The sequence below is a fragment of the Streptomyces sp. NPDC005866 genome (assembly GCF_040629895.1).
In the GTDB taxonomy this organism is placed as follows: Bacteria; Actinomycetota; Actinomycetes; order Streptomycetales; family Streptomycetaceae; genus Streptomyces.
This window is the reverse complement of the sequence record NZ_JBEXWP010000044.1, coordinates 1-25,127: the sequence shown is the minus strand read 5'-3', so window position 1 is coordinate 25,127 and position 25,127 is coordinate 1. Positions and strand designations below refer to the sequence as shown.

General features: G+C 70.8%; 20 protein-coding genes. 5 read left to right on the top strand and 15 right to left on the bottom strand.

Annotated elements, in window-relative coordinates; genetic code table 11:
• Positions 1–4: 4 nt before the first annotated feature.
• A complete protein-coding gene (locus ABZ396_RS39200) occupies positions 5–277 on the top strand; it encodes a histidine kinase dimerization/phosphoacceptor domain-containing protein (protein WP_358924927.1) in 273 nt (90 codons plus the stop codon).
• Positions 278–396: 119 nt separating this feature from the next.
• On the opposite strand, the gene ABZ396_RS39195 is transcribed toward ABZ396_RS39200, so the two are convergent.
• Together ABZ396_RS39195 and ABZ396_RS39190 are read right to left on the bottom strand one after the other, a co-directional pair.
• Complete coding sequence (locus ABZ396_RS39195; RefSeq protein ID WP_358924929.1) at positions 397–3,423, bottom strand: discoidin domain-containing protein; 3,027 nt, start codon at positions 3,421–3,423, stop codon at positions 397–399.
• A 121-nt stretch (positions 3,424–3,544) separates the two neighbouring features.
• On the bottom strand, positions 3,545–7,627 hold the full coding sequence (locus ABZ396_RS39190; RefSeq protein WP_358924931.1) for a discoidin domain-containing protein: 4,083 nt from the start codon (positions 7,625–7,627) through the stop codon (positions 3,545–3,547).
• 938 nt (positions 7,628–8,565) lie between these two features.
• Here ABZ396_RS39190 and ABZ396_RS39185 point away from each other — a divergent pair.
• Complete coding sequence (locus ABZ396_RS39185) at positions 8,566–8,784, top strand: hypothetical protein (protein ID WP_358924932.1); 219 nt, start codon at positions 8,566–8,568, stop codon at positions 8,782–8,784.
• 177 nt (positions 8,785–8,961) lie between these two features.
• Here the strand turns inward: ABZ396_RS39185 and ABZ396_RS39180 are convergent, their stop codons facing one another.
• From ABZ396_RS39180 to ABZ396_RS39155, 6 genes are all read right to left on the bottom strand, one after another.
• Entirely contained in the window at positions 8,962–9,339 is a 378-nt protein-coding gene (locus tag ABZ396_RS39180; RefSeq protein WP_358924933.1) for a TraR/DksA C4-type zinc finger protein, read from the bottom strand.
• 15 nt (positions 9,340–9,354) lie between these two features.
• A complete protein-coding gene (locus ABZ396_RS39175) occupies positions 9,355–9,672 on the bottom strand; it encodes a DUF2795 domain-containing protein (protein WP_358924935.1) in 318 nt (105 codons plus the stop codon).
• Between the two features lie 60 nt (positions 9,673–9,732).
• Positions 9,733–9,915, bottom strand: a complete 183-nt coding sequence (locus ABZ396_RS39170; RefSeq protein WP_358924937.1) for a hypothetical protein — start codon at positions 9,913–9,915, stop codon at positions 9,733–9,735.
• Positions 9,916–9,989: 74 nt separating this feature from the next.
• Positions 9,990–10,535 (bottom strand): hypothetical protein, encoded by a 546-nt coding sequence (locus tag ABZ396_RS39165; protein WP_358924938.1) that lies wholly within the window; start codon positions 10,533–10,535, stop codon positions 9,990–9,992.
• A gap of 350 nt (positions 10,536–10,885) precedes the next feature.
• Positions 10,886–11,836 carry an SDR family NAD(P)-dependent oxidoreductase gene (locus tag ABZ396_RS39160; RefSeq protein WP_358924940.1) on the bottom strand — a complete coding sequence of 317 codons (951 nt, stop codon included), beginning with the start codon at positions 11,834–11,836 and terminating at the stop codon, positions 10,886–10,888.
• 264 nt (positions 11,837–12,100) lie between these two features.
• Positions 12,101–12,847, bottom strand: coding sequence for an SDR family oxidoreductase (locus tag ABZ396_RS39155; protein WP_358924942.1), 747 nt, complete (start codon positions 12,845–12,847; stop codon positions 12,101–12,103).
• 93 nt (positions 12,848–12,940) lie between these two features.
• Here ABZ396_RS39155 and ABZ396_RS39150 point away from each other — a divergent pair, with 93 nt between their 5' ends.
• A complete protein-coding gene (locus ABZ396_RS39150) occupies positions 12,941–13,549 on the top strand; it encodes a TetR/AcrR family transcriptional regulator (protein WP_358924944.1) in 609 nt (202 codons plus the stop codon).
• A 105-nt stretch (positions 13,550–13,654) separates the two neighbouring features.
• On the opposite strand, the gene ABZ396_RS39145 is transcribed toward ABZ396_RS39150, so the two are convergent.
• From ABZ396_RS39145 to ABZ396_RS39120, 6 genes are read right to left on the bottom strand one after another with little or no spacing between them, the layout of a single operon-like run.
• Positions 13,655–14,344 carry a TetR/AcrR family transcriptional regulator gene (locus tag ABZ396_RS39145; RefSeq protein WP_358924945.1) on the bottom strand — a complete coding sequence of 230 codons (690 nt, stop codon included), beginning with the start codon at positions 14,342–14,344 and terminating at the stop codon, positions 13,655–13,657.
• Complete coding sequence (locus ABZ396_RS39140; RefSeq protein WP_358924947.1) at positions 14,341–16,350, bottom strand: CocE/NonD family hydrolase; 2,010 nt, start codon at positions 16,348–16,350, stop codon at positions 14,341–14,343. Before ABZ396_RS39140 ends, ABZ396_RS39145 begins: the two co-directional genes overlap by 4 nt.
• On the bottom strand, positions 16,347–18,074 hold the full coding sequence (locus tag ABZ396_RS39135; protein WP_358924949.1) for an ABC transporter ATP-binding protein: 1,728 nt from the start codon (positions 18,072–18,074) through the stop codon (positions 16,347–16,349). The genes ABZ396_RS39140 and ABZ396_RS39135 overlap by 4 nt, the downstream gene beginning before the upstream one ends.
• Positions 18,074–18,970, bottom strand: a complete 897-nt coding sequence (locus tag ABZ396_RS39130) for an ABC transporter permease (RefSeq protein ID WP_358924951.1) — start codon at positions 18,968–18,970, stop codon at positions 18,074–18,076. The genes ABZ396_RS39135 and ABZ396_RS39130 overlap by 1 nt, the downstream gene beginning before the upstream one ends.
• Positions 18,967–19,923 carry an ABC transporter permease gene (locus tag ABZ396_RS39125; protein WP_358924953.1) on the bottom strand — a complete coding sequence of 319 codons (957 nt, stop codon included), beginning with the start codon at positions 19,921–19,923 and terminating at the stop codon, positions 18,967–18,969. The genes ABZ396_RS39130 and ABZ396_RS39125 overlap by 4 nt, the downstream gene beginning before the upstream one ends.
• A gap of 2 nt (positions 19,924–19,925) precedes the next feature.
• Positions 19,926–21,509 carry an ABC transporter substrate-binding protein gene (locus ABZ396_RS39120; RefSeq protein WP_358924955.1) on the bottom strand — a complete coding sequence of 528 codons (1,584 nt, stop codon included), beginning with the start codon at positions 21,507–21,509 and terminating at the stop codon, positions 19,926–19,928.
• Positions 21,510–21,850: 341 nt separating this feature from the next.
• Here ABZ396_RS39120 and ABZ396_RS39115 point away from each other — a divergent pair, with 341 nt between their 5' ends.
• Positions 21,851–22,768, top strand: coding sequence for a class I SAM-dependent methyltransferase (locus ABZ396_RS39115; protein ID WP_358924956.1), 918 nt, complete (start codon positions 21,851–21,853; stop codon positions 22,766–22,768).
• Between the two features lie 117 nt (positions 22,769–22,885).
• Here ABZ396_RS39115 and ABZ396_RS39110 read toward each other — a convergent pair whose 3' ends face one another.
• Complete coding sequence (locus ABZ396_RS39110; RefSeq protein WP_358924958.1) at positions 22,886–24,364, bottom strand: aldehyde dehydrogenase family protein; 1,479 nt, start codon at positions 24,362–24,364, stop codon at positions 22,886–22,888.
• A gap of 98 nt (positions 24,365–24,462) precedes the next feature.
• Between ABZ396_RS39110 and ABZ396_RS39105 the strand changes: the two genes are divergently transcribed.
• Complete coding sequence (locus tag ABZ396_RS39105) at positions 24,463–25,041, top strand: TetR family transcriptional regulator (RefSeq protein WP_358924960.1); 579 nt, start codon at positions 24,463–24,465, stop codon at positions 25,039–25,041.
• Positions 25,042–25,127 lie beyond the last annotated feature (86 nt).

Here is a 25,127-nt window from a genome sequence, read left to right as displayed (position 1 = left end):
AGCTATGGCCAATCGGGCCCCTGTCGCCAAGGAGTTGCAGGATGTCGTCGCGCATCACATGGCGTTGGGCGCCGTCCAGCTGGAGACGGGGCGGCTGACCCTGCCTGGCCTGACCGGCGGAGGCGGGCCGAAGCTGACGGACATCGGTGACACTGCCCGCGAGGCGCTCGGTGAGATGCGCGGGCTGATCGGTGTCCTGCGCGCGGGCGCCGACACCGGCCCTGGCGCCGCCGAGGAAAGCCCGGCCTCGACGGGCTGGAGGAACTCTTCGAGATGAGCCGCCCGGACGGCGGGCACTCCCGTTGAGCTGTCCGGTCCTGGCGGCCCGCACCGCTGACGTGCGGTGCGGGCCTCGCGGGGTACCGCATCGTGCGGGAGGCGCTGTGCAACGCGTGGCTAGGGGGTGCGGAAGACCTGGACCTCCGCGAGAGTCAGGTAGTTGGTGCCGGACAGTTGGATCATCACATAGCGGCCGGGAGTCGTGACCGGCAGTCTGGTCGGGCGGTCCATGGTGCCGGGCTGGTGGCTCGACCACACGCCCGGCCGGGCCGCCTGCTGCTCGGGGGACAGCGAGTGGTCGAACGGTGTGTCGGATACGAACACCCAGTAGTCGGTGGTCCGTTCGGAGCAACAGTCCGTGCGGTTCCAGAGGTTGACGCCGCCGATCGGCTGGGCGGAGCCGAGGTCCACCTGCCACCAGGCGTTCCGGTCGTTGTCGGTGTGCGAGACGGAGCCGGAGGTGTACGTGCCGTCGGTGTTCCCGTCCGCGGCGCGTGCGGCGGAGCCGTCGAACGCGGTGGACGACTGGGTCGTCGGTTTGCCCCGTGCGATGTTGTCCGACGGGTCGTATGTGTAGCCGCTGTCGCCGGGCTTGCTGGTGCCCGCCGCCGTGGTGACGGTGACCGTGCCGTCGTAGACGTCGGCCGGCAGGTGCGCCACCAGCTGGTTCGGGCCGATGTAGGTGACCTGTGCCCCGGGCTTGCCGTCGACGGCCACCGTGGACGTCGGCGTGAAGCCGCGGCCGGAGATCAGCACCCGGTGGTCGGTGATCGGGCTGACCACCTGGACGTCCGGGGGCGTGGTGGTCGTCAGCTTCTGGAAGGCGGGCTCGAGGCCGGCTCCGGCGAGGACCTGGTCCGGGATGGTGCCCGGCCCGGGGATGGACGGGACGAGGGTGTTGCCGCCGCCGTCGACGAAATCGGTGCCGACGTTGTCGCAGACGTAGCGGTTGAGAGGGCCGACCCGGTAGGAGTTCTTGACGACGATGTGGCCCGTGGTCGAGCAGCCGCCGTTGAAAGAGCCGCTGTCGGCGTACTGGACGTTGCCGTCCATGACGATGTAGGCGCCGCCCTCGTCGTTGTAGTAGGCGAAGTTGGTGTTCTTGTTGCCGAAGGTGACGTTGTCCTGGATCGTCAGCCCGTGCTCGAGGGTGTGTCCCTGCGGGCCGTTGGTGTAGACGGGGCCGCCGTCCTGGCGGACTGCCATGACGTTGTGGATGACGTTGTGGGAGATGACGTTGTCGGCCTGGATGTTCGGGTTCGTCCAGGGGGTGTTCGCGTTGGTGTGCCAGCCGGCCCAGCCGAAGCTGATGCCGCTGTAGGGCAGGTCGCTGATCTCGTTGTGGGTGATGGTGGTGGCGCGGGCGTATCCGGCCCAGATGCCCACGGCTCCGGTGTACTCCACGCCGACATGGTGGACGTAGTTGTCCGTGATGGTGTTGCCGACCGATATCTCCGCTCCGGAGCCGGCCTTGACCTGGTCCAGGGCCAGGGAGTGCCGTCCCGCCCGCTGGATCATGACGTACCGTCCGGTGGTGTCCGTGGGCACGACGGTCGGGCCGCTCGCGGTGTCCGCCTGGTGGCTGGACCAGACGCCGGGACGGGCCGCCTGCTGCTGCGGCGTCAGCCGGGTGTCGAACGGCGTGGCGGAGACGAACACCCAGTAGTCGCTCAGCTCGGTGCCGGATGCCGGGGTGAGGGTCGTCTGCCAGAGCCGCTTCGCAGCGCCGAGGTCGACCTGCCACCAAGGGTTGTTCTGCGGGCTGGTCCGCGAGGCCGGCGACTGTGTTGCGCGCCTTCCGGCGGCGAGGTCCGTCGCGAACGCTGTCGGCTGGGGGTCGTCGGTGGTGCCGAACTGGATGCCGTTCCCGGACACGTCCCTGATCTCGTTGCCGGAGATGAGGTCGTGGTCGGCGCCGTGGTAGGTGCCCAGGCCGGCGGCGCCGAGGTGCTCGAAGACGTTGCCGGTGACGGAGACGTTCCTGGTGCCCACCAGGTCGACGGCGGCCGGCGGCCGGCTCCACGCGGCGAACGGGCAGCTGCCCGCCGGGGACACGTACTGGCACAGGCCCTGCGTCCTGGAGCCGTCCGGTCCCGTGATGTGCATGGTCGCCTGCATATCGGCGAAGCCGTCGTCGCCGCTGGGTGCGCGCCAGGTGGTGTAGGCGAAGGTGATGCCGCGGAAGGTGACGTCGTGCAGCGGGTCGTCCGCCGTCGAGGTGGTGGTGACCAACTGCTCCAGTACGGGGGCGACGAAGCTCATGGCCGCCGGGTCCTGGCCGGGCCGCGGCTTGTAGTACACGACGTGACGCGTCTGGTCGAGGTACCAGGTGCCGGGGCTGAGCAGCTCGTAGGCGTTCTCGATGGTGCTCGGCGTGGCCGAGGGGTTCAGTGTGGGGAACCCTCCCGCGGGGCTGTCGCCGTCCGGTGCGGTAGGTGTGCTGGGCAGTTTCATGTTCGACCAGCACGGCTGGCGCATGGTGATGGTGTTCCCGGCGACGGAGGCGACGCCGCAGCGCGGCTGTGTCCACGGGCCGTGGCCGCCGTCGAACACGAACTCGATGCCGGACGGGTTCCGCCAGGACGCGAGCGTGTCGTCGGCTGCCCGGAAGCCGTCCTCGGTCTGTGTCAGGGCCACCGGGCTGGTGCCGGAGCTGCGCGGAAGCCGCTGGCCGTCCGCGTACAGCTGACGGGTGTCCAGGCCGGCCGGTACCGGGGCCGACCAGAGCTGCGGGTTCTCGGTGTCGCGGTGCCATCCGCCGACGGGGACGCCTCCGCTGATGACCGGCTGTGCGCCGGGAGCGGCCTCCCACACGATGCGGTGGCCGCTGCGGCCGGAGTCCTGCGGGCCGAAGCGCAGCGGTGCGTCGAGCCGGTATGTGCCACCGGCCAACCGGACGTGGACGTCACCGTTGCTGTCCGCGGCCAGCCGCGCCGCCGCGGTTTTCGCCTGCCGGACGGAACAGGGGCGTTGTGCGGAGCAGGAGGCGCCGCGTCCCTCGGGGGCGGCGTGGACCACGTGCTCGGCGCCGGTATCGGCCTGGGCCGCGCTCGGCCCGCCGGTGAGCGCGGTGGCCGCGATCACCGTGAGGCAGGCCAGGCGCGTGACAACACGCGGCGCCCACCCGGAGATAAGACGTGACATGCGGGTTCCATCCTGTGTGGACTACCGGTTGTCCAAGCCTGTCGGCGGCATCGCCGCGTGTTGCGTGCGCATCCCGCCGAGAGCACGTCCGGCGTGCCCTCGGCGGGAATGCGCGGGCCGGTCAGGGGCGGATCGTCGTGGCGCGGCTGTTGTAGGCCTCCACCTTCAACGCCGGACGGCGTGAGGCGAGGGCCTGCGACGGCCAGGACAGGGTGACGGTCTGCGATTCGCCGGGCAGCAGCCACAGGTAGTTGTGGCTGTAGAGCGTCGGCAGCACGCGCCGGCCGTCGGCCTCGTCCACCAGGGACAGCCGGACCATGGCGGCGACGGCCGAGCCGCGGTTGCGGACGGTGGCGGTCAGTTCGTGACGGTCCCCGGAACTGGACGCCTGCCCGAGGGAACCGGACACGTCCACCTGCTTGACCTTGTTGAGGGCCTGCATGGAGGCGGGCTCGCGGTGGCGCCAGTAGGTGTTCCGGGAGAGCTCCTTGCCGTGGGCGTCCTCCAGGGTCAGCCGCAGCAGGTGCAGGTCGGGCAGGCCGTCGGTCCAGTCGGCGGTGAACGCCTCCGTCTTGGCGGCCCGTGCCACGTTCACCCGGGCGGTCCTGCTCCCGCCGAGTTGCCGGCCGGACAGGTCATACAGGCGCGCGGTGACGGTGGCGTCCTTGAGGTCCGCGCGGGTGTGGTTGACCGCCACGACCTGCCACTTCACCGGGTCGGCCTGGACATGCAGCGGCTCACAGGCGGAACGGGCACCGTAGTAGCTTCCGTTGACGTCGAAGTCGTAGTCGTAGGTCTGCCAGACGGTGCTGTGCCAGGCCGGGTGAGACATCCACAGCATCAGACCGGTGGCGTTGTCCCACAGGTTGGCGTTCCACGCCTCGAACATGGCCCGGTAGTTCTCGTAGTTGACGAACTGCGCCTTGCGGGCGAAGTCGTCCAGGCCGGTGGCATCACCGAGGCGGGACTCGATGGCGGCCTTGTAGTTCTGCGGCGCCTGGTTCCCGCGCTCGCTCCAGTCGTGGTAGTACCAGGCGCCGCCGATGGGCCACTCCGGCTCGTCGCCCGTCATGTTGCGCAGGCTCGCCGCGGTGGAGACCACCGGCATGCCTATCTCGGTGTGGAAGCCGAAGTCCTTGCTGCCGTAGGTTCCGGGGTCGAAGTACTTCTCCGGCTCGACCCAGCCGTAGGGGCCGCCGCCCGTGATGATCCCGCCGGCCGAGTTGTTCTGGTAGAGCATGCCGGGCACCTGCTGCTCGACGGCCTCGCGCATCCCCTTGTCGATGGCGGCCGGCGGGTTGCCCTCATTCGCCCCGCACCAGACGACCACGCAGGGATGAATGCGGTAGCGCAACACGGTGTCACGCGCGGTCGAGTTGAACGCGTCGTGGTCCGGCGGGTCCATGCCCCAGGCGTTGGGGAAGTCGTTCCAGACGAGGATGCCGTGCCGGTCGCAGGCGGCGAAGAACTCCTCCCGGTCGCTGGTGCCGACCCAGTTGCGGATCATGGTGAAGTTCATGTCGCGGTGCATCCGCACCGCCGCGTCCATCCGCTCCGCCGGCATCCGGCGCAGCAGTTCGTCCCAGCCCCAGTTGCCGCCGCGGGCCAGCACCCGCACGCCGTTGACGGAGATCTTCAGCGGATCGGGCGCGTTCGACACGGACTTGACGTCGGTCCACTGCTGGCCGTCGTCGGACACCTGGATCACATACGTCTTCGGGTACGCCGACTCCCAGACGATCGCCACCCGGTCGAAGTTCTGCGCGGAGCCCAGGTCCACCTGGATCCACTGGTGGTCCTCGTACTGGGACGACCAGCGGGTGCCCGCGTCGCCGTCGGTGGCATGGGAGGCCGGGTGGTCGGACTCCTCGGTCGAGGCCTTCGCCGTCTTGTGCAGGGCGAGGTCGGTCCCGGGGGCCGCGCGGTCGACGACACTGAGGGACCACAGGGAGTTGCCCCAACTGGTGTTGCGCAGGCCGCAGTTGATACGGACATAGCGAGCGGTCCGCTGGTCGAAGTCCTCGACCTGGAGGCTGGCGTTGCCGTTGTTGAAAGGCAACGGCACGGCACCGTTGTCCACCGACTTCACATCGGTCCATGCCGTGCCGTCGGACGAGACCTGCACCAGGAAGGACTTGGCGTACGCCTGCTCCCAGGTGAGGTCGACCTGGTCGAAGGACTGTGCCGAGCCGAGGTCGACGCGGATCCACTGGTCGTCCTGGTAGGCGGAGGACCAGCGGGTGTCCGGATTGCCGTCGGTCACGTTGGCCGCGGCGTGGTCGCCGCCGTCCGTGCTGGAGGCGTCGGCGGGGGCGTGCAGGGCGAGGTCGGTGGCCGGCCGGGTGCTGTCCCGCACGGCCAGGGTCCACAGGGAACTGCCCCAAGAGGTTGACCGCGTACGGCAGTTGATACGCACGTACCGGGCCTGCTGCCGGCCGAAGGTGACGGACTGGGTGTACGAGTCACCGGACGCGGTGAAGGGCAGCGGCACCTGGTACTCGTAGCCGAACTGGCGGATACCGAAGCGGGTGACGCGCCGGTCGCTCTCGGTGCCGTCGACCGACGCGGTGAGCGTGAGGTCGTGCAGGGCCGGCTCGCCCAGGCCGTTCGGCCACCACAGCTTGGGGTCGCGCAGTCGCAACTGCCCGAAGGCGTCGGGGGCGAAGACCACGTCGACGCTCTCGCCGGCCGGCACGGTGACGACCTTGGACACCCGGATGCCGTCGAAGGCCGCGGACACCGTCGCCTTGCGGTCGGTGGAATCGGCGTTGCGGACGGGGACGACGACGGTCAGCTCGGCGACCGACACGTCCGGCAGGTTCGGCAGAGCGGTGTCCACACGCGGGTCGCCGATCACGACCTGCCCGGTGGATCGCAGCCGGACGTGGTTCCAGATCCCCGCCGCGCGGTCGCGGACGGCCGGCATCCAGTCCCAGCCCGAGGAGGCGAGGTAGGTGGGCGAGTTGAGGTTCATCTGCCCGGCGCCGGCGTCCACCCAGGACTCGCCCAGGGGGCCCTTGTCGCCGGGGCTGCCGGGTACGGGCATCGGCGTGATCTTGACGGCCAGCGCGTTCGCGCCGTCCGCAGTGAGCAGCCGGGTCACGTCGTACGAGGAGCGGGCGAACGGGAACGTCAGGTCACCGACCCGCTCACCGTTGAGCCAGACATCGGCCTTGTGGTTGACGCCGTCGAACTCCAGCCAGATCCTGCGGCCGGACCCGGTGCGCAGGCCGTGCGGCAGCTCGAAGTCCCGCTTGTACCACCAGGAGTGCCGCGACAGTGCCTCGGGTATGTGGAGGTTGTTCAGCCCGACGACCGGGTCCGGCAGCTTGCCCTGGTCCACGAGGGAGGCCAGGACCGTGCCGGGGACGGTGGCGGGCAGCCAGCGGCTCGTGTCGACGGACGCCTTCGACAGACCGGGACCGTCGTCGCCGGCCCAGTCGTCCAGGGTGAGCCGCCAGCCGGACTCCACCGGCACCGTGCCGTCGTCGGCAACGGTCAGCCTGGGCGCCTCGCCGTGCTGGGTGCCCCAGTCGGTCCAGCCGGTCGCCGAGGGACGGTGCCCCTCGGGGGTGCCGTACACCTCGAAGCCATTGAGCCCGAGAGGCAGGGGGCTGGAGCGCTTACGGGACGTCATACGCACCCAGCGCGCCGGCACCGGCCGGGGAAGCTGGATGTCCACCGCTCCGCCGGTCCCCGCGGTGGTGCGGTAGACACTCGTCCACGACTTCTTGTCAAGGGACGTCTCGACCACGCAGTCCACCGCGTAGCTCGACAGGATCTCCTTGCCGGTGGTGCCGTCGGCAGGGTTTCCGCTGGTGGGTGGAGTGAACACCGGGTCTGCGGCGTCGGCTTCGAAGGTGAGGCGGATCCAGGTGACCTTGCATGCGGCCTGCAGGTCGACAGTGATCCACTGCGGGTCGCCGGCTTCCGCCCGCCACCCGCTGCCCCGCACGCCGGGTGTGGTGAGCCGGTCGACCACGAAGGACCCGGGCGTGGGGGCGTAGGCGGTCGAGGAGACCGAGACGGGCCGGTTGAGCGCAAGCTCCAGAGGCGAAGCGGGTTGCGTCGGCAGGCCCGTGGCGGCGGACGCGGTCGATGTAGGGAGCAACGAGCTGAGTCCGAACCCGGCCAACAGGGTGGAGCCCGTGGCGACTATGGACCGTCGCGACGGATTGCGCCACGGATCCGATTGATCGGTCATGAATCTGACGTCCCATCAAAAGCGGCGGAGCGAGCCGGAGTGGCTCTGCACACCCCGCACCGAGCGGAAATGACAACGTTGCCAAAGGCTGTGGCGTGAGGAGCTTCCTGTCAACCCCTGGTGCGGACATCCGTGCTGAGCCGCAGGTAAGAAGGCTGCAGGGAAGCTCCTTACCTCGCTGGCGTGTTCGTACGGATCCGGGTGCGCTCTGTCCGGGCTGGATTGGCGCGGTCGGGCCGGCTTCGGGACCTGGGGCATCGTGACGAGGCCGGGGCGACCAGGCACCGTCAGCCGGTCCTGGCGCTCACCGCGCCGCCGCCGTTCGCCCACCCGAACGCCTCGGAGAGCAGGGCCGGTACCGCCGTACCGAGGTCGTCGGGGGGTTCCGACGCAGCCCAGCGCCATGCTCCTGGCGGAGAGATCCTTTACCTGGGCGCCGTGCATGATCCGGTAGCCGAAGTCGCTCCCGGTGGCGCCGCCGCGGACAGTGTCGACCCGGATCGCGCGACAGGTTGAGGATGCGTCCGCCGTCCGCCGTCCGCCAGCAGACACTGGGTGAGGAAGTACGGCACCTTCAGGTTCACCGCGACCAGCTCTTCGAACTGCTGCTCAGTGGTGTCGGGGTACGGCGTGAAGGTCCCGATCCCCGGGCTCGATCCAGTAAATCGATCCTCCCCGCAGCGCCTCCCGCGACGCATCCCCCCGGCCGAAGCCTCGGCAGGGCGGCACATGCCCCAGGTTGCGGAAATCCGTCAGGGGGCGTCGCCGCAGACGCCGAAGTGTTCACGTCAGCCAAAGCGGCACCGCGGGAGTCGCTGCGATCATGACGGACTCGGCCAGCCATTCCTACCGCGGCCAGGTCGTCCTCCTTACAGGAGCCGGCACCGGAACCGGCCGGGCGACCGCGCGCGCGTGCGTTCCTCGAGCAGGAAGCGAGCGTGGCCGTCCTCGGCCGCCGTCCGGGCCCGTTGCAAGAGGCCACGGCCGGCTTCGACGCCGAGTGGGTACAGGTGTCCGGCGCCGTCGTGACGGAGGCCGGCGCGCTCGAGCGCGCCGTGGCCGGGACTATCGGGCGCCTCTGCCGCCTCGACGTCGTCGCCGACGTCGGCACCAGCGAACTCAGCCGCATCGACACCTTCGACGACGACGTCTGGTAGGGCGTGCGGTCGGTGGCCTCGACACAGTCCTGGGTTACCGACGGAATGCGACGCGTGAGGCGACGGAATGCGGTCGCAGGGTCAGCAGGCCGGGCGAGCGGCTCGCGTCTGTTGCGCTGCAGCGCAGGCTGAGCGTTCTCATCGGAGGCCGGTCGGTGGCCCGCGGCGGCCCCTCGGTCAGCCGCGTGCGGCCGCCGCGCAGCGGACGCAGGTGGTCGCCGCGGGGCGCACTTCGAGGCGCTCCCTCGGTATCGGCTCGCCGCACACTGCACACTGTCCGTATTCGCCCGCTTCCAGCCGTTCCAGCGCCTGATCCACGTCGACCAGATAGTGACGGGCCTGCGCCAGCAAGGAGGCGACGTGGGCTCGCTCGAAGGCGGTGCTCGACCCCTCCGGGTCGTGCTCGTCGTCGACCGCGACCAGCGCGTTGGCCTCCACGATCCCATCGAATTCACGGCTCAGCGCGGCGATCTGGCCGACCGTGTCGACGCGTTCGGCCGCCAGCAGCCTCCGCAGCGAGTCACGGTCGTCCCGGGAGCCGTGGGGAGCGGTCATGGGGGTGTCCAAGTGTCAGCGATCGAGTTCCTCCTGGATCGGCGTCCTGGGCTCTTCCCGCAGGTGCTGGGAGAGCCCGGGCTTGCCGCCGTCGCGGGCCTGCTCGGCGCGCTGCGTGGCGTTGTGGTCCAGGTCCGAGTCCGGGTCCACACGGACCGACCGGGCCACCTCCTCGCGGTTGGCGTACTGCTCCGGCGGGATGCCCCGCAGCGCCTTCACCACCTCATCCGGGGCGCCCGCCGAACGCGCGGCCGTGACCAGCTCGTCCTTGTCTGCCGGGAAGTCGACGTCCTTGAGCGCGCCCAGCACTTCCGGAACGCTGGTGTGTGCCATGGCAACCTCCTTGCGTTACCGGTCTTGACTCTTTGTGTCAGTGGTCTTCGAAGTCGTCCCCTACCGGTCTTCGAAGTCGTCCCTGTCGATCCCGGCTTCCTCCATCGCCTCACGGAGCGTGCGGCCCGACGGTCCGGTGTTACGGCGGCCGTCCGAGGATTCCAGGTCCCCGTTCTCCGCCGGCTCCATGACGACGTCGTCGGTGGCATCCGTCTTCGGACGGTTCTCCTCGGGAACAGTCATGGCGAGATTCCTCACGTTCGTCACTAATGTCCGGCATCCCCTCTGGGGCGCTGAGTACCCGTGTCTCACACCGGTCATGTGCGGCCTCGGAAAACCTCCTGCGCCTTGCGGATACGGAGCTCTTCCAATGTGCTCAGCTGCCGTTCCGCCCGCGCGAGGAGCTCGTCGAGCTGCCGGTGGTCGAGGCGGGCGTCCGTGTCCGCGAGTACGCGCAGCGTCCGCCATCCGGCCGCCTTTCCTTCGACGCCGATTCGCAGGAACTCGAGTTCGACCACTGTGGTGACCGGAGAACGGCCGATGATGCGTCCGTTGGGCTTGAACCGCCCCGCCCACTCGGCCGTGCCGGCCGCCAGGACCTTGTACCGGCGTGCCGGGACCCCGAGCCGGCCCATGATCTCCAGCAGGCTCGCCCGGTCCTGCTCGATCTCCTCGGCGATCGGTTCCAGCACGTCGCCGAGCGGGGTGCCCCGAGTAGCGTCGGCGACGTAGCGTGCGCGGCGGGTGCCGATGGTCGACCCTGCCAGGTGGTCGTTGAGGTAGATGCCGAGCAGGTCCAACCGGAGCGAACCGGCCGGCCGTGTACTGGTTGTGCTCCCCCTGGGGACGTCACTCGTACTCACCGCAGCCTCCTCGTCAGCACAGGCCCTTGGATTGACGAAGTTCCGGGTACCCATCCGGAGCCGTGCTTGCAAGCGACGCCGGATTTACTTGGGTCGCCTCCGCTTCGGGGGCCGACGGCGCCACCCCAGCCCGCGGCCACCGCTACGCCGCTGGGATGCGCGATGCGCATGGGCAAGGAGGTCGTGGACGCCCTGGAGGAAGTCGCCGCCGAGCAGGAGCAGGCACGGCAAAAGGGGCAGCCGTCACGAGCAGAACGGGCTGGACAGCGGTAACCACCCCGAGCGCGAAGAGCGGCGAATGAGCACCGCAGGGGTCGTCCAGGATGGCTGCCCTGGGCGTGGCTCTGCGTCTACCGGAAGCCGAGGTGCGGTTCGGTGCCGGTCAGGTCACCGCTGGCGTCCCACAGGCGAGCGGCGATGGCTGGATCGGCCATATGTGTGGGGACGGGCTCACGCCGTGGTGTGCCACGCAGGCCGAAGACCCTCGGCCCCCACAGCTGCCCTCCCTGGACCCCCGAGTCGAGGACAGCACGGACGACGGGCCATGCACCGGCGTCCTTGCCCTGCACCAAGAGCCCTGCGGGCACAGCGCGCAGGCGCTCGCCGGGGGTTGTCACGCGTACCGGCGGGCGGGAGGGGGTGAGAGAGTCCAGTGCGCCCCCGGGGTGGGCCACCACACTGAGCACCGTGCTGCCAAGGGTGAGCAGGCGGCGATGGAGTTGGAACCCGAAGCACATCTGCGCCAGCTTCGATCGGCCGTAGGTGCGCTTGGGCCGGTAGTCCTGGGTCGACTGCAGATCGCCCAGGTCCAGCCGCTCGGATCGCGCCGCGAAGCTTCCGACCGTCACGATGCGGCCCGCCGGCGCCGCGGACAGCAGGGGGGCCAGCCACTGGGTGAGCGCGAAGTGGCCGAGATGGTTGGTGCCGAACATCAGCTCGTGGCCCTCCCCGGTCTCCCGACGCGGCGGGTCGTCGAGTGCGACCCCTGCGTTGTAGACCGCCGCGTCGAGATGATCCAGGTCCAGCCTGTCCACGGCGGTCTTCAGGGACGACAGGGCGGCGAGGTCCAGGTGAAGGTGTCGCACGTGCGCGCCGGAGACGCGGGAGCGGATCGAGGCCATGGCAGCGTCGGCCTTCGCAGCGTCCCGGCTGCCGAGCACGACGACGGCGCCGGTGGCGGCGAGCTGCTCCGCGACGAAGTAGCCGATCCCGGCGTTACCCCCGGTGACCAGGAAGTTCCTGCCCTCGGCAGACGGCAGCCGGTGAACGTCCCACGGCCGGTTCTGAGATGTGAAAGTCACGATGACAGGCTCCTTGCGCTCGGGCAGCGTGCTCATGGGGAGCACCCACCCGCCCAACGTCGCAACCTCCACCGACAAACCACCGACAGATCACGGCCAGCGCCGACAGGCATCCGACAGCCGGCGTCCGACACCCCTCCGGACAACTGCAGAGAGCACGAAGGCCGCCACACCCGGCGCAGAGCTGAGCGCGAGCCCCGTCAGGTGACGCACCCCGTGGTCGAACCGGGCGCTCAGTCACCCCCTGATTCCGATGGGACGGGGTCAGAACTGCTTCTCCCCGCCGTCGACATACAGGGTGGTGCCGAACATGAAGCTGCTGTCCGCGGAGGCGAGGAAGGCCACGGCGGCGGCGACCTCCTCCGGGCGTCCCATCCGGCCGATCGGCACGCCCGTCGCGAGGTCCGCCTTGACGGCGGCCGCGTTCTCCTCGCCGACGGCGGTGTCGACTCCGGGGGTGTCGATGGCGCCCGGTGCGACCGTGTTCACCCGGATGCCGCTGCCCTTCAGCTCGTTGGCCAAGGTCCGCGCGAGGGACCGGATCGCGGCCTTCGACGCCGAGTACAGGCCGAAGGTCTCCCAGCCGTCGTCGGCACGGATGGAGTCGTTCAAGATCACTGAGGCGCCGTCGTTGAGCAGCGGCAGCGCCTTCTGCACGGTGAGCAGCGTGCCCCGGACGTTGACGCCGAAGATCTGGTCGAACTGTTCCTCGGTGGCCTCCGCCAGCGGTGCGAGCGTGGCCATGCCCGCGTTGGCGAACAGCACGTCCAGGCCCTGGCCGCGGTCACGGATCGCGTCGTACAGCCGGTCCAGGTCGGCCGGCTCCGCTATGTCGCCCGGCACCGCGGTGACCGCTGAACCGATCGACTCGACGGCCCTGTCGAGCGCCTCCTTGCGCCGGCCCGTGATGAAGACGTGGGCTCCCTCGGACGCCAGCCGCGCGGCGGCGGCAAGGCCGATTCCGGTGCTGCCGCCGGTGACGACGGCGGTCTTGCCTTCCAGTTGTCCCATTTGTTTGAACTCCCGAAATTTAGATACCGATCGGGGCAGAACTAGACCGTAGCACTTCTGCACCGATCGGTATCGAGGGGATACGATGGGGTCGTGGAGATCATTGGGAAAGCGCCGATCGGCCGGCCGAGAGGCTTCGACGCCGACGAGGCCCTGGAGCAGGCGATGATGGTCTTCTGGAGCCAGGGCTACGAAGGCGCCAGCCTGACCGACCTGACCGGCGCCATGGGCATCGCCCGCAAAAGCATGTACGCGGCCTTCGGCAACAAGGAGGAGCTGTTCCGCAAGGCACTGGAGCGCTACACCGAAGGCCCTGCCGCCTATGTGGCCCGCGCGCTGGAGGAGCGGAGCGCCCGGGAGGTGGCCATGGCGTTCCTCGCCGGCTCGGTCAGGACGACCACCCGCCCCGGCTGCCCGGCCGGATGCCTGGGTGTGCAGGGCTCGCTGGCCGCCGGCGACTCCGGACGGGTCGCCCAGGACGCCCTGATCGCCTGGCGTGACGACGGCCGTGCTCGCCTCCGCCACCGGTTCCAGCGGGCTGTCGACGAGGGGGATCTGCCCCCGGGCACGGACCCGGAACTGCTCGCCCGATACCTTATGACCGTGTCGAACGGCATAGCCGTCCAGGCCGTCGGCGGCGCCACCCGCTCCGAACTCCAGCAGGTGGCCGACGCGGCGTTGCGAAACTGGCCGCCCCTCTGACAGCCGGTGTCCGCGGGAACGTGCGGATCGCGGGAATGTGAAGCTTTTCCAGGGCCTGGACCGGGCGATTCTCCGCTGCGTCGACGAGTGCGCTTCGCCAGCCGACTACGGAGGGGTGATCTCGTCGGGCCTGGTCACCCGAACGCCGACGAGTTCGCTCTCGACCAGCCGGTTCAGATGCCTGCGGGCGTCCTGGGTGCTGAGCGGGGGCGACTGGCGCAGCCGCTGGAGGGCGAGGCCGTCGGCGAGGGCGGCGAAGCGGACGGTGAAGCCGTCCAGGTCGTCGGCCGCGAACTCCCCATCCACGACACCCCGTTCGACCAGGGTACGGATCTGGTGGTGCCAGGCCGCGTAGCGCTGGGCCTGGCCACGGGCGAACGCCTCGTCGGTGTCCGGGTCGCCGGCGTTCCAGTAGTCGAACCACATCCGCCAGTGCCGGTCGGTGTCCTCGGTGAAGAGCGCGTCGACGAGCAGTCGCAGCGCCTCGGCACCGCTGCCGGCCTGCTCGGCGGCCTCGCTGAGCGCCGCGTAGTACCGCTCGATGTGCAGCACCATGGCCTCGGACAGGATCTCCTGGACACTGCCGAAGTGATAGGTGACCGTCCCGACGGAGACGCCGGCCGCGGCCGCCACGTCCCGGACGCCCACCGAGGCGTAGCCGCGCTCCGCGATCAGCGGGACGGCCGCCTCGACGATCAGCCGGCGGCGGACCTCGGTGGGCTGGCGGGTGCGGTCGGCGGCGGCGACGGCACGGCGCGGGGTCTTCGCGGAGCGCTGCGGCTTGGCGGCGGTCACCCCGACGTCCTCGCGCTGGTGTGGTGCCAGGAGCGCTTGGCCACTGTCTCTCCGTTCGCCCGTGCATCGATACGGCTGTCCATGACGAAGTCCGCGGCCGTGGCACGCAGCTCCGTACGCGTCATGATCTCAGCGTCGTAGTCGTCGCCGCGCCGGAGCCGGATCCGCCACTCCGACACCGCGCTCGCGGACAGCGGGTCGTCGCCGCGGATGCGATACGTCTCCCGGGCACTCTCCTCGTAGCGGAGCCCGTCCGGATAGGTCCGTGATCCGCCGTAGTTGGGGTCGACCTCCAGGGTCCACTCCCCCGCCGCCACGTCGTGCGTGACGAGTCGCTCGGGCCGCGGCTCGGCGGGCTTGTCGTAGGTGACCGGCAGCGGTGGCGCCTGTTCCGGCTCCTCGAAGACGACCGGCGGTTCCTCGCCGGCCGCCCGCACGGGCAGGAGTAGGGCGCTGTCGGCGGGTACGACCCTCAGCTCGCCGCGCTCACCGTGCGGCCACACCCACGGCCAGTACGTGTCGGAGACGGCCACGCGGGCCCGGTGGCCGGGCGGGAAGGCGTAGCCGATGCCGGTGAGTTCGACCTCGACGTCCTCGTATGTCCCCGGGGTCCACTCGACGGCCTTGTCCCGGCCGTGCCTGCTGAGCAGGTTGAGCACCCCGCGGGTGACCAGCGTGGAGGAGCCGTCGGGAGCGACGTCGCACAGCCGGACGATCACGTGTGCGCGCGGGGTGGCGCTGTCCAGACGCAGCCGGACGCGCGGCCGGCCCAGGATTTCGAGCCGCTCGGCGAGAAGTCCGGAGTCGAAGCACACCGAACGGCCGTCCTCCTCGCGCTGGTCGGGCGGCAGGTCGCCGGCATTCCCGAAGGGGAAGAACCGGCCGGCGTCGATGCCGGTGTGCTGCGGGGAACGGACGAGGACAGGGGTACGGGTGCCGGGTGCCAGGGCGCGCTCGCTCCACGTCACCTTCGGGGAGGGCCAGTCGGTCTCCCCCACCCAGCGGCCCGGCATCGCGTCGTACGAAGTGGCGGGCGGGACCGGGTCGTTGATCCAGGCGCGCAGCAGCGGTTCGCGCATCACTCCCGTGTCGGTGTCCTTGAGGTGCTGGTCCCACCAGCGCAGGGTCTCCTGGAGGAAGCCGATCGCCGGGCCGGGCGGCAGCCCGCGGTCGGGGTACTGGTGGGACCAGGGGCCGATCAGGCCGCGCACCCGGTCGGCCGGGAGGTGCTCGACCAGGCGCAGCACGGCGTCACGGTACGGGTCGTGCCAGCCGCCGACCGCGAGGACGGCGGCGTCGATGGCGGTGTAGTCCTCGCAGACGCTGCCGTGCCGCCAGTAGGCGTCGCGCTGCTGGTGGTCGAGCCAGGTGTGCAGGAAGGGTGCGAGGGCGTCGAGGCGTCCGCGCCACATGGGCAGCCAGCGGTCGGCGCCGACATGCTGCGGGTCCGGGGGCCTGGAGGCGAAGGCGAGCATGGTGCCGGCCCAGGCGAGCATGTCGATGCCGAGGACGGCGCCACCTGTGTAGTGGACGTCGTTGTCGTAGCGGTCGTCCGTGGAGCAGACGGTGACGATCGCCTTGAGCGGCTCGGGGGCGAGGGCGGCGGTCTGGAGGGCGTTGAAGCCGCCCCAGGAGATGCCGAACATGCCGACTTTGCCGGTGCACCAGGGCTGTGCGGCAAGCCAGTTGACGACGTCGACGCCGTCCGCGAGTTCCTGTGCGTCGTACTCGTCGCCGGGAGTGCCCTCGCTGTCGCCGTGGCCGCGGATGTCGACGCGGACGGATGCGTAGCCGTGTCCGGCGTACCAGGGGTGGCGCTGGGCGTCACGGGGCGCGGTCCAGTCGCTCTTGCGGTACGGGAGGTATTCGAGCAGCGCGGGCACGGGGTCGGACCCGGCGTCCACGGGCCGCCAGACGCGCGCGTGCAGCCGGGCGCGGCCGTCCCGGGTGGGGATCCAGACGTTCTCGCTGACGACCTGGCGTTCGAACTGGTCCCGGTACCTCACGAAACTCCTTCGGTGACAGGGGCGTTGACGGGCTGCCAGCGGCGGACGCGATGGCCGTCGCCCAGGTCCGTCCAGATGTCGTCCGCCTCGGCGGCGTCCGCCCAGTCGGCGGCGTCGTCGGCCGGTGGCGGTGCGTCGGGGTCGGGTTCGAAGGCGGCCGCCATCAGCCGCCGGGTGTAGGGGTGGCCGGGCGCGTCGAAGACGGTCTCCGTGGGGCCTTCCTCGACGACGACTCCGTGCCGCAGTACGACGACGCGGTCGGCGATGCCACCCACGACGGCAAGGTCGTGACTGATGAACAGGCAGGCCAGATCGCGTTCCCGGCGCAGGTCGTCGAGCAGGCGCAGCACCTCGGCCTGGACGGAGACGTCCAGCGCGGTGGTGATCTCGTCGGCGATCAGCACGTCCGGTTCTCCAGCCAACGCCCTTGCGATGCCGATGCGTTGGCGCTGTCCGCCGGAGAGCTGGGCGGGCAGCCGGTCGGCGAGGGCCGGGTCGAGGCGGACGTCGGCGATGAGCCGGCGGGCCTGTTCGGCGGCCTCGGTGCGGCCGGTCGCGGTGCCGAAGAACCGCAGCGGGCGGCGGACGGCGTCGCCGACGGAGCGGCGTGGGTTGAGGGAGGTGTCCGCGCTCTGGAAGACCAGCTGGACCCGGCGCCGCAGCGACTGCGGCCGCTTGGGCGCGGGGCGGGCCAGATCCCCGGCCTCGTGCGTCATGGTGCCGCCGGAGGGGGTGCGCAGGCCCGCCAGTGTCCAGGCCAGCGTGGACTTCCCGCTGCCCGACTCGCCGACCAGGGCGAGGACTTCACCGCGGCGGACGTGGAAGGAGACCCCGTGCACGGCGCGGGTGCTGCCGTAGTCGATCGTGACGTCGCTCGCGGCGACCGCGACCGGTGAGCCGTCCGGGACCACGGCCTTGGCGCGGACCGTCCGCTCCCCCGCCTCGTCCACGACCGCGAGACCGGCGTCGTCCAGGCGCGGCACGCTCGCCAGCAGCCGCTTCGTGTACGGGTCCTGGGGCGCGGCGAACAGCCGCCGCGTGGCCGCCGACTCCACCACCCGGCCCCTCTTGAGGACGCACACCTCGTCGGCCATGTGGGCCACGACGCCCAGGTCGTGGCTCACCAGGACGGCGGCCAGGCCGAGTTCGTCGCGCAGGGCGGCGATCAGGTCCAGGACGCTGCGCTGGGTGATGACGTCCAGGCCGGTGGTGGGCTCGTCGAGGACCAGGACCTTGGGGCGGGCGGCGACGGCCATGGCGATGGCGACGCGCTGCTGCTGGCCGCCGGACAGCTCGTGCGGGTAGCGGCGGGCCAGTTCGGCGGGGCGTGGCAGCCGGACCTGTTCGAGCAGGTCGACGACCGGTACCTGGCCGCCGGCCTCCTGGATCTGCCGCCCGATGCGCATGGTCGGGGTCAGTGCGTGTCCGGCGTTCTGGGCGACCATGGCGACGGTCCCGCCGCGCAGCCGACGCAACTGCGGTGCGGGCAGCGCGAACACGTCCTGTCCGTCGACGTGGACGCTGCCGCCGGTGATCCGGGAGCCGTGCCGCAGATGGCCCAGGAGGGTGGCGGCGACGGTCGACTTACCGCTGCCGGACTCGCCGACGAGGGCGAGCGTCCGGCCCGGCGTCACCTCCAGGGACACCTCGTGCACGACGGGCACCACGCGGCCGCCCGAACGGTAGGCGACGGAGAGGGAGTCGACGGAAACGACAGAGGTCATCAGGAACCCTCCCTGATCCGGTCCACGCCCCACGCCTTTGACAGGCCGTCGGCCGCGAGGTTGAGCCCGACCACGAGGGTGGCCAGGGCGATGATCGGCGCGAGGCTCGCCATCGGGACGACGGTGATGGCGGTGCGGTTCTCGGCGACCATCAGCCCCCAGTCGGGGGTCGGCGGATCGGCGCCGAAGCCGAGAAAGGACAGCGAGGAGATCAGCAGCACCACCCAGGAGGCGCGCATCGCGAACTCCACGCAGACCACGTCGGTGATGTTCGGCAGGACCTCCCGGCGCAGGATCGCCCAGGTGCTCTCGCCGCGGGCGCGGGCGGCGGTGACGTAGTCCAGGGGAACGACGGCCAGCGCGGCGCCGCGCACCACGCGGACGACCTGGGGGACAAAGACGACGGCCACGGCGAGGACGATCACGGCGGGCCCGGTGCCGAGCGCGGTGACGACGACGAGCAGGGCAAGGATCGACGGCACGGACAGGATCGCGTCCAGCACCCGGCCGAGCAGGTCGTCGAACCAGCCGCCGCGCAGGGCGGCCGCGCAGCCGACGACCGTGCCGAGGGCGACGGCGATCAGGGTGGCGGCTACGGAGACGCCGAGCGCGTACCGGCCGCCGTACAGCACCCGGGCGAAGACGTCACGGCCGTACTGGTCGGTGCCCGCCCAGTGCTCCCAGCTCGGGCCGAGCAGGGCGTGCGAGGCGTCGTTGGCGATCGGGTCGTAGGCGGTGAGGAGCGGGGCGAGCAGCGCGACCAGGATGTGGGCGGCGACGACGGCCAGGCCCACCAGGGCGGTGCGGGAGGAACACAGGCCGCGCCAGGCGCGGGCGGCGGTACCCGGGGCCGCCGGTGCGGTGGCCGTGGCCGGGGCGGTGTCGAGTGCGGTCACCGGGTCCTCCCTCGGGTGCGGAGCCTGGGGTTGAGGGCCATGGCGCCCAGGTCCGCGGCGAGGTTGCAGACGACGTAGATCACGGCGCTGACGAGGGCGATGGCCTGGATGACGGGCAGGTCGCGGTTCTGTACGGAGGAGAGCATCAGCTTTCCGATACCGGGGTAGTTGAAGACGTTCTCGACGACGGCGACGCCGCCGGCGAGCCAGGCGACGTTGAGGGCGATGACGTGCAGGGTGGGCAGCAGGGCGCTGGGGAGGGCGTGCCGGGTGACGACCCGCCAGGTGGACAGGCCCTTGAGGCGGGCGGTGGTGACGTACTCGCCGGCCAGCACGTCGATGACGGAGGTACGGGCCATCCGCACGATGTAGGCGGCCATGACGACGGCGAGTGCGCACGCGGGCAGCCATACGGCGGGCAGGAGTTGGCCGACGCTCGCCTCGGGGCCGTAGAGGACGACCGCGGGGAACCAGGGCAGCGCGACGGAGAAGCACAGCACCAGCACGGTGGCGACCACGAACTCGGGAACGCTCATGCCGACCAGGCTGACGGTGGAGATGAGGTGGTCGGGCCAGCGGTCCCGGTACAGGCCGGCGAGGACGCCCAGGACGAGAGAGCCGGTCACCGCGAACAGGACGGTGACGAGGGCGATGAGCGCGGAGTTGCCGAGGTACTGGGCGACTTCGCCGCCGACGCCCTTCCCGGAGACGAGCGAGGTGCCGAAATCGCCGTGCAGGGCACCCTTGACCCAGTCGAGGTAGCGCTCCCAGGCGGGCCGGTCGAGGCCCAGCTGGTCGCGCAGGGCGGCGACGGCGTCCGGGGTGGCATCCTTGCCGAGGATCTGGGTGGCCACGTCGCCGGGCAGGGCCTGGACGGCGAGGAAGACGAGGACCGAGGAGAGGAACAGCGTGCCGACGGCCGAGGCCAGCCTGCGCAGGGTGAACGACAGCATGCTCAGGCCCCCTTCACGCCGATGTTGAGATAGTCGAACTCGAAGCCGTGCTCGGCGTAGCCGCGGACCTTGCGGGAGATGCCGACCAGCCGGCCGGCGAACATCGGGGTCATCGCCCCGCCCCGCTCGATCACCAGCCGCTGCGCCTCGCCGTACAGTTCACGGCGTGCGGTGTCGTCGGTCTCCGCGCGGGCCCGGTCCAGGACGGCGTCGAACTCCTTGTCGGACCAGGCGGTTTCGTTGTAGGAGGAGCCGCTGCGGAAGATCTGGGTGAAGAGCTGGTCGACGGGCCGCCCGGTGAACCAGTAGGTGGCCATCAGCGGCTTCTTCATCCAGATCTGCGTGTAGTACGAGTCCGCGGCGGCCGTCCTGACCCGGAGCCGGATGCCGGCGCGCTTGGCGGAGTCCTGGTAGGCGAGGGCCATCGGCGTGAACAGCGGGTCGTAGGAGGAGGTGTAGACGTCGACGGCCAGGCCGTCGTGGCCGGCCTGCTTGAGGAGGTGGCGGGCCTTCTCGGGGTCGTGCGCGGGGTGCGCGGAGATGTGGGCGGGGTCGGTGGGCGGCACAGGGTTGTCCCAGCCGGCGCTGCCCGCGCCCTGGAGCGCGACCTTCACGACGTGCTCCGGGTCGTAGGCGAGCTTCATCGCCTGCCGGACGCGTACGTCGGTGAACGGCTTCTCGGTGGTGAGCATCGGCAGCACGTACCACTGCGCGTCCTGCACCCGGGCGATGGTGGCCCGGTCGGAGGCGGCGACCACACGGGCGGTGGCGAAGTCGAGGTTGGTCTGGGACAGCAGGTCCACCTGTCCGGCCAGCAGGGCGTTGGAGCGGGCGGACATGTCGGCGACCGAGTAGAAGTCGATCCTGTCGAGGACCGGGCGGCCGGCCCAGTGGTCACGGTAGGCGGTGACCCGCCCGGCGCCCGCCGGGGTGAACGACTCCAGCTTGAAGGGGCCGGTGCCGATGCCGGTGCGGCCGATGCCCTTCGCACTGCCGTCCGGGACGACATAACAGTTGTAGTGCGTCAGCAGGCTCGGGAACTCGGCGTTCGGGGTCTTCAGGGGGACGACGAGAGTGTGGGCGTCGGGGATGCGCAGGGTGCTCGGGTCGACGAGCGGGGCGAGGACGGCGGCCTGGGGTGAAGCGGTCGCCTTGTCGAGGATGTGCCGCAGCGTGTAGGCGGCGTCGGCGGAGGTGAAGGCGCGTCCGTCGTGGAAGGTGACGCCCTTGCGCAGCCGGAAGGTCCAGGTACGTGCCCTGGTGTCGGACTCCCACGACTCGGCAAGGTCGGGGGCGAGTTCGCCGTCCGCGCCGACGCGGACCAGCCGGTTGTAGAGGGCGCCGAGATATTCGTACGCCGACAGGGAGCCGGCCGGATCGAGGGTCTCGGCGTCGGAGGCCGGGGGCCGGGCGATGCGCAGGGTGCCGCCGGCGTCGGGGGTGCCTTTCAGGGCGGCAGCCGTCAGGTCGGGGGCGGCGCCTGCCCCCGTACAGCCGGTGAGCAGCCAGGACGCGCCGAGCGAGGCCGCGCCGGCCGCGCCCGCGGCGAGCACCGAGCGGCGCCCCGGCAGGTGGATGTCGGGCATGGACCGACCGTCTCTCTCGCGATTCGTTCGGCGGAACGATTGAGTGAAGTGCGTGAACGATAACCACGAGACGACTTCCGGCCAACCCTTCGGACGTGGAAATTAACCTCGCGAAATGGACTGGTAACGGGGTCATGGCGGCGGCCGTGCTCGTTGTCGCCGGCGGCGTCCCTGGGGACGAGACGCTTCGTGCGGGCCGTCGCCGCGACGCCGCCCGACGACGGGATCGACGGGTGCGGAGCTCCGCCCTCTCGCACGCGTCCTGCCGGGCGGACACCTCGTCGTCTGCCGCCTTCGGACGCCGTTTCACGGGCAGTGGGGAAGGTGTTGAATACGGCTCCATGAGCGAGAGTGCGCGTGCGGCGAGCCGGACGGCGGTACTGGTCTGCCAGGGGCGGGCGGCGGCGGACGGGAAGACCGCCGTCGGCCGGTTCGCGGATCCGGTGGCGGTACGGCTGCTACGCGTCGCGGAGCGCGCGCCCGTGGACGAGGTGCGCGCGGGCACGGTGCCGGAGGGCTGGCAGGCGCGCATCGCGTACGAAAGTGTGCGGGCGTGTGCGGAGGTGGTCGTACCGCGGACGGTCGCGATCGACGAGGCACTGCGCGCTCGCCCGACCGGCCAGCTCGTGATCCTCGGCGCCGGTCTGGACACACGCGCGTGGCGGCTGCCCGAGCTCGCGCGGACAGCCGTGTGGGAGGTCGACCATCCGGCCTCCCAGCAGGACAAGCGTGCCCGTCTCGGCGCCGCACAGCTGCGAGGTCCGGACGAGGGCGGTCCGGTCACCAACGAGTTGCCGGCCGATGCCCGTTCCGTACAGTTCGCGCCGGTCGATTTCGCTGTCGACGATCTCGGTGCGGCGTTGGATGCGGCCGGGCACGATCCGTCCGCCCCGACGACATGGCTGTGGGAGGGCGTCGTGCCGTACCTCGCGCGCGACGAGGTCCGGGCGACGGTCGCCGCGCTCGCTGCCCGGACCGCCCCGGGCAGCGCGCTCGTCGTCAACTATCAGGCGCCGTCGGTGCGGGCGGCCGCGGGCCGGCTGCTGGCACGCGTGCTCAGCAGTTCCGTGACGTCGGGCGAGCCGTGGCGCTCGCTGTGGAGGCCGCGGCGGATGGCCGCGCTGCTGGCGGAGTACGGACTGCGGACGGTGTCGGACGACAGCCTCCTCGCCCTTGCGCACGCTCTCGGCAGCCCGGTACAGCGTCGGGCGTCCCTGCGGTCCGGTCGCGTGGCGGTCGCGGAGTCCCGCGCCGGGTGAGCCCGCCGGTACGGGTTACCGGGTTCGGTTGGTGGGGCCGGACGGGGTGGGTCATGCGGTCCGGGCGCGTGGGTCATGCTCTGCGGGCGAGCGTACGGGAAGGTGCCGATGGAGAGGTCAGAGGTGGATCATGACGGTCTTGGTCTCGGTATAGGCGTCCAGGACCTCGATGCCGTGTTCGCGGCCGATGCCGGACTGCTTGAAGCCTCCGAAGGGCACGGTGCCAGCGCTCATGTCGGCGTAGGCGTTGATCCACACGGTTCCGGCCCGCAGGCCGCTCGCGGTGTGGTGGGCGCGTTGCAGGTTCGTGGTCCATACCGAGGCGGACAGGCCGTAGATGGTGTCGTTGCCCTGCGCGATGGCGTCGTCGGTGTCGGTGAATGTCATCAGCGAGGCGACGGGGCCGAAGATCTCCTCGCGCACCACGCGGGCGTCGGCTCCGACGTTCTCGATGAGGGTGGGCGGCATGTACAGGCCCTCGCTCTCGCCGGCGGTCTCCAGCGTGCCGCCCTCCTCGCGGGCTATGTCCAGGTAGGAGGAGACCCGCTGGAAGTGCTGGGGTGAGGCCAGCGGCCCCATCCGGGTGTCGGGATGGAAGGGGTCGCCGAAGGTGTACGCCTTCATCTCCCGCAGCAGCAGTTCACGGAACCGCTCCCGGACGGACTCCTGGACGAAGATCCGGGTGCCGGCGACGCAGCCCTCGCCGCTGCCCTGGGCGAACCCGGCGACCGCCCCCTTGGCCGCGGCCTCCAGGTCCGCGTCGTCGAAGACGATCGTCGGGGACTTGCCGCCCAGTTCCAGGGTGACCCGCTTGAGGTCCTTGCTGGAGACCTCCAGGATGCGCTTGCCCACGGCCAGCGAACCGGTGAAGGAGATCTTGTCGACGTCCCGGTGGCCGGTCAGGGCCTCGCCGGTGGTGGCGCCGCCGGTGACGATGTTGACCACACCGTGCGGCAGGTCGGTCTCCAGCAGCAGTTCCCCGATCCGCAGGGCGGACAGCGGCGACCACTCGGCGGGCTTGGCGACCACGGTGTTGCCGGTGGCCAGCGCGGGGCCCAGCTTCCAGGCGAGCTGGAGTACGGGACCGTTCCACGCGGTGATGGCGCCGACGACGCCCAGCGGTTGGCGCAGGGTGTAGTGGAACGCCGACGGGTCGGAGGGGGCGGTCTGGCCGTAGATCTTCGTCGGCCAGCCCGCGTAGTGCCGGAAGACCTCGACCGAGTGGTCCACCAGCCAGCGCGTCATCCACAGCGGGCCGCCCATGTCGAGCGAGTCCAGCACGGCCAGTTCATCGGCGTGGGCTTCGAGGACGTCGGCGATCTGCAGCAGGATGAGGCTGCGCCGGTAAGGGGTGATGTCCGCCCAGGACGGTGCTTCGAAGGCGCGCCGGGCCGCGGCCACGGCACGGTCGACGTCCTCGGCTCCGGCCGAGGCGACCGAGGTGAGGGCCTTGCCCGTGGCCGGGTCGAAGGTCTCGAACGTCTCGCCGGAGCGTGCGTCGGTCCACGCACCGTCTATCAGCAGCTTCTTGGCCGGGCCGGTCAGGAAGGCAGGCGCGGGGCGCTTCGCGGGATCCAGCGTCAGGGGGGTGCTCATGAAGGTCCTCCTAGCAAACGAACTGGTTCGTTCTTCTGCTCGACCGTAACCCCCATCCGGGTGCAGTGCAAACGAACCAGTTCGTTTAGTCTGGTGCCATGGACAAAGCACAGGCGAGCAGGCGGCGCCTCCTGGACGCGGGTGCGGTCGAATTCGCCGCCCACGGGATCGCGGGCGGGCGCGTGGACCGCATCTCGGTCCAGGCGAAGGTCAGCAAGGCCCAGATGTACGCCTACTACGGCAGCAAGGAGGGCCTGTTCGACGCCGTCCTGGCCGACCAGGTCGAAGGCATCCTCGACGCCGTACCGCTGACCGCGGACGACCTGCCCGGGTACGCCGTGCGCCTCTACGACGCCTACCTCGCCCGCCCGCAACTGGTACGCCTGGCCGGCTGGGCCCGCCTGGAACGCACCCCGGTCGGCCGCCTTTTCACCGAGGCCGATGAGACGCCCAAGCTCCAGGCCATCGCCGAGGCGCAGAAGGCGGGCCTGGTCAATCCCGACCTGCCCCCGGCCGACGTGCACTCGATGGTCATCTCCATGGCCATGACCTGGTCACCGAGCAGCCTCACCTACACCGCCACAGCCGCCGACCCCGCCGACGACCACGACCGGCGCCGTACCAGCCTTGCCACAGCCGTACATCGCGCCTTCGGCCCGTCAACTACTCGGCGCTAAAGCCAATGCCGCGTAGTTAAGCCGCAGGTGGGCTAGTCAAGGGCTGGCTCTGATCGCTGTGGATCCATGCTGAGGCGAGCGTGTAG